The organism is Gilliamella sp. Fer4-1 (assembly GCF_001690515.1).
Lineage (GTDB): Bacteria > Pseudomonadota > Gammaproteobacteria > Enterobacterales > Orbaceae > Gilliamella > Gilliamella apicola_C.
Genome location: NZ_LZGZ01000181.1, coordinates 1 through 5140 on the forward strand (window position 1 = coordinate 1; position 5140 = coordinate 5140).

At 35.2% G+C, this 5140-nt stretch carries 3 protein-coding genes; all 3 read right to left on the reverse strand.

What is annotated here, in order from left to right:
- Window positions 1-281 precede the first annotated feature (281 nt).
- The 3 genes from A9G30_RS06205 to pyrG all read right to left on the reverse strand — a co-directional run bounded on the left by A9G30_RS06205 (window position 282) and on the right by pyrG (window position 4438).
- Window positions 282-1226: a VirK/YbjX family protein gene (locus A9G30_RS06205; protein WP_065588394.1), complete on the reverse strand. Its 945-nt coding sequence runs from the start codon at window positions 1224-1226 to the stop codon at window positions 282-284.
- A 226-nt stretch (window positions 1227-1452) separates the two neighbouring features.
- A complete protein-coding gene (gene eno / locus A9G30_RS06210; protein WP_065566679.1) occupies window positions 1453-2754 on the reverse strand; it encodes a phosphopyruvate hydratase in 1302 nt (433 codons plus the stop codon).
- 46 nt (window positions 2755-2800) lie between these two features.
- Entirely contained in the window at window positions 2801-4438 is a 1638-nt protein-coding gene (gene pyrG, locus A9G30_RS06215) for a glutamine hydrolyzing CTP synthase (protein WP_065566680.1), read from the reverse strand.
- Window positions 4439-5140: the final 702 nt, after the last annotated feature.

The window sequence follows — 5140 nt, forward strand, 5'->3', positions numbered from 1 at the left end:
CGCTACCCATAATAAACAGAATAAAATAAACCATCCAGCTTAAGGTTTGGTTAATTTTGGTAATCCAATTCGGTTCATTTAATTTAATCAGATAGCCTATACATAAAGGCACTAGCGCAATAAGAATACCAAAATACATTTTATATTCCTTAACAGTTTATTTTTGTATTTATACTATAAAAAATGGGTTTATTGGATTTTAACATCGCTTGTGTGAATTTAATACAAGCGATTTATTTGTATTCGTTTTAGAAGTACTTAAGTGCATTAAAATAACAAATTTATTTTAATGATGTTAATTGTTCTTCTATTTTGGTTTGAAGTTGATCTAACAGTGTATAACGGTTACGGTATTCTGAACGTTTTTTGCTAGCGATTTCTTCAATTGATTTTCGATGAATTTGGTTGGGTAGTAAAAATAAACCTTGAGCATCTTGTTTGCCATCAATAGTTAACCAAAATTCATCATAATCAGACAAAATACGTTCCTGACGACTATTATAGCGCCAATTGTTGTATATGTGAGTTTTGTTCCCTACAGCAATAATTTGTGTTAAGTGATAATAACGTGCAATGATTAATGCCGCTTCAACAGCAATGCGCTTAGGAAATAGCCCATAACATGCTTTAGTTGCTTTTTGTACACGCGTGCGTGCATCAGAGTAGCCAGTACCTTGTAATCCTGCAATGAAAAGAGTGGGCTTGCCTTGATATTTAATAATGGAAAATGTTAATGTTGCTAAATCAATTTCATCACTATCATAAAAATAAAGACTAATTTCACCTTCCCTCGCAAATTTGTTACGAGCTTGAACCGCAATTTGGATATTGGTTTCATTTTTAACCGACATATCTGCCAGTATAAAAGGTGATTGCGGGTTGTAAAATGCTTTAGTCAAGCTATCAGGCTGTTTTGCTAAAAAATCATAATGATAGACTAAGGCATCATATCGCGCTTTTTGACTTAGACAAGATGCCAAATAAGGTCGTTGCAATTTACACGGTAAATTTGTTTGACACGAAAAGTAATAGCCAAGTAACGGATACTGTCTTAATTTATCAAGCCATTTTAAAGTTATTGGGCTTAAAAACAAGGTTCTTAAAAAAAACTTATAACGATAGGTCGAGTTAAGCCATAATTCATTTAGCGGTAGTTTACCAGTATAAAGCCAGTTAAAGAGTTGCCATTTACTTTTTGGCTGAGACATATTCGTAATATTATTCATAAGTAGAGCTTTAAATCGAGTTAGTTATTTTATCAATTATAAGGAGGCTTATTAATCAATACATATTGATTTTTCAAAAGCCATAAACAATCAAACGGTAAGAGTACAACACAACCTTAGTTGGTGCAACTATTCCTACATTAAGCAGGATTAAATTATATGAAAATAAAAAACGGTGAACTAGTCACCGTTTTTATAAGTGATAATTTAGTTTATCAAAAACTAATTATTGACCCTTAACTTCTTTTAAACCGTTAAATGGTGCTTTTGAACCTAAAGCTTCTTCAATACGGATTAATTGGTTGTATTTAGCAACACGATCAGAACGGCTCATTGAACCCGTTTTGATTTGGCCAGCAGCTAAACCAACAGCTAAATCAGCAATTGTTGAATCTTCAGTTTCACCACTACGGTGAGAAATAACCGCAGTATAACCAGCATCTTTAGCCATCTTAACTGCAGCAATAGATTCAGTTAATGTACCGATTTGGTTAACTTTAACTAAGATTGAGTTAGCGATACCTTTTTCAATGCCTTGTTTGAAGATTTTAGTGTTAGTAACAAATAGATCGTCACCAACTAATTGGATTTTGTGACCTAATGCTTTAGTTTGGTATGCCCAACCATCCCAATCGCTTTCGTCTAAACCATCTTCAATTGATACGATTGGATATTGCTCAGTTAAGCTTTCTAAATAGTGAGTGAATTCTTGAGAGGTGAACTCTTTATTTCCTTCACCTTTTAATACGTATTTACCAGTTTCTTTGTTGTAGAATTCAGAAGCTGCACAGTCCATCGCTAAAGTAATATCTTTACCTAATACGTAACCAGCTTTTTCTACTGCTTCTTTAATGCAAGCTAAAGCTTCAGCATTTGAGCCTAAGTTAGGCGCAAAACCACCTTCGTCACCAACAGCAGTATTCATGCCTTTAGCGTGAAGCACTTTAGCTAAGTTGTGGAATACTTCAGAACCCATACGGATTGCTTCACGTACTGATTTAGCACCAACTGGTTGAATCATGAATTCTTGAAGGTCGATATTGTTATCTGCGTGCTCACCGCCATTGATGATGTTCATCATAGGTAATGGCATTGAGTATTGACCTGGAGTGCCATTAAGATCCGCAATGTGTTGATAAAGCGGAACACCTTTAGCGGCTGCTGCTGCTTTAGCTGTTGCTAAAGATACAGCAAGAATTGAGTTAGCACCTAAGTTAGATTTAAAATCGGTGCCATCTAAATCAAGCATGATTTGGTCGATTACTGCTTGATCTAACGCATCTTTACCAACAACTGCTTTAGCAATTGGACCATTTACGTTTTCAACTGCTTTTAATACGCCTTTTCCTAAGAAACGAGATTTGTCACCATCACGAAGTTCTAGCGCTTCACGAGAACCTGTTGATGCACCTGATGGAACGATTGCCAGACCAACAAAACCGCCCTCTAAATGAACTTCAGCTTCAACAGTTGGGTTACCACGAGAGTCGATGACTTCACGACCATGTACTTTAACGATTTTTGCCATGTTATTTTCCTCTATATGACAGATATTGATATATATTAATTCAAAACTATTTTTGTTGCTGCTCTTGGTATGCTTTGGCAGCTTTTATAAAACTACTAAACAGTGGGTGCCCATCTCGTGGTGTTGAAGTAAATTCAGGGTGGAACTGACAAGCAACAAACCATGGATGGTCTGGAATTTCAATGATCTCAACCAACTTTCTATCTGTTGAAAGACCAGTGACTTTTAACCCTGCCTTAACCACTTCTGGTAATAAATTGTTGTTTACCTCGTAACGATGGCGGTGGCGCTCAGTAATTGACTCTTTCTTATACATATCAAATACTAATGAATCTGGCTCTAAATGACAAATTTGTGAGCCTAATCGCATCGTACCACCTAAATCACTATCTTCACTGCGTTGAACAACGTTACCTGATTTATCGCTCCATTCCGTGATTAAAGCAATGATTGGATTTGAGCAATCTTTAACAAACTCAGTTGAGTTAGCATCTTTAATACCAGCAATATTACGTGCATACTCAATAATAGCCACTTGTAAGCCAAGGCAAATACCTAAATATGGGATTTTGTTTTCACGCGCATAGCGAGCAGCCATAATTTTACCTTCGACACCACGATAACCAAATCCGCCAGGGATTAAAATCGCATCTAAACCTTGAAGTAATTCTGCACCTCGAGATTCAAGATCTTCCGAGTCAATATAACGGATATGAACGGTTAAACGGTTTTTTAACCCCCCATGTTTTAAAGCTTCATTGACAGATTTATAGGCATCTGGCAAAGCAATATATTTACCCACCATACCAATAGTGACTTCACCAACAGGGTTGGCTTCTTCATAAATGACTTGCTCCCACTCAGAAAGATCGGCTTCTTTACATTCAAGATTAAATCGTTTGCAAACAAAAGTATCCAAGTTTTGCGATTTTAATAATGCCGGAATTTTATAGATAGAATCGACATCTTTAAGCGAAATAACAGCGCGCTCAGGCACATTACAAAATAACGCAATTTTAGCGCGTTCGTGAGCAGGGATAATACGATCGGAACGACAAATTAATACATCAGGTTGAATACCAATTGACAATAATTCTTTTACTGAATGCTGTGTTGGTTTAGTTTTTACTTCACCTGCTGAAGCTAAATATGGCACTAATGTTAGGTGCATAAATAGGGTATGCTCACGACCAACATCAACCGCTAATTGACGGATAGCCTCTAAAAATGGCAGTGATTCAATGTCACCTACCGTACCACCAATTTCGACAATCGCAACGTCAAATCCTTTTGCGCCATCAATCACTCGTGACTTAATTGCATTAGTGATATGTGGAATGACTTGCACCGTCGCACCTAAATAATCACCGCGACGCTCTTTACGTAACACATCAGAATAAATGCGTCCAGTCGTGAAGTTATTTTTTCGCGTCATTTTAGTGCGAATAAAGCGCTCATAATGCCCTAAATCAAGATCAGTTTCGGCACCGTCTTCAGTCACAAATACTTCACCATGCTGAATAGGACTCATTGTGCCTGGATCGACATTAATATAGGGATCAAGTTTGAGCATGGTGACTTTTAAATTGCGGGCTTCTAAAATTGCAGCTAATGATGCTGCGGCAATGCCTTTACCAAGTGAAGAAACGACACCGCCTGTAACAAAAATATAATTCGTGACCATTAATACCAGACCATTATTAATTTAATAGAATAATATCGCACTGATTTTAAACCTTAAAAACCAAAGCAATATACGATGAATCAGACGGGAAATTAGTATAACAGAATCTACTTTGTCTCACAATTGAATAATTAATTTTAACTGTTTCTTTAAGCGCGTTAGCAAAATTTATTTTTTAAAGGAAAAACTTTTTATTAATACATTGAGAATTTATTATACCTATATTAATCGAGTTATTCTTTTTAGTGGCATTTTATACATTCATCAGCAATTTTTAACCATTTTAATGTTCGTAAAAACCCTTTGTTTGAATAACACAGTCTATTAAGGAATTTATCTTATTGAAAAAATAAAATTTTTAACCATTTTTATTCAATTCATGTTTTATTCACTTGAAATTTTTAGACAATAATTCAATTGCTAAATTATTAGCATCTACATTATTCGACATTAAACTACTTGCTTTTGTGCTGTATAGAAAAGTGCTAATTAACTTATTTTTTACCTAAATACCCTCAATTTATTAACAACATACTGAATTATATTACTTATAATTATTTACCAATTTTAATCCTCAAATAATTCAGTATTTGTTTTTTTATATCACTTTATAGTTTATAACTTGCAGTCAGCAAGAAAGCTCTCGGAGTGCCTGGCATACTACTTGAGCGCCAATATGCTTTACCTAACAAATTAGTCAAT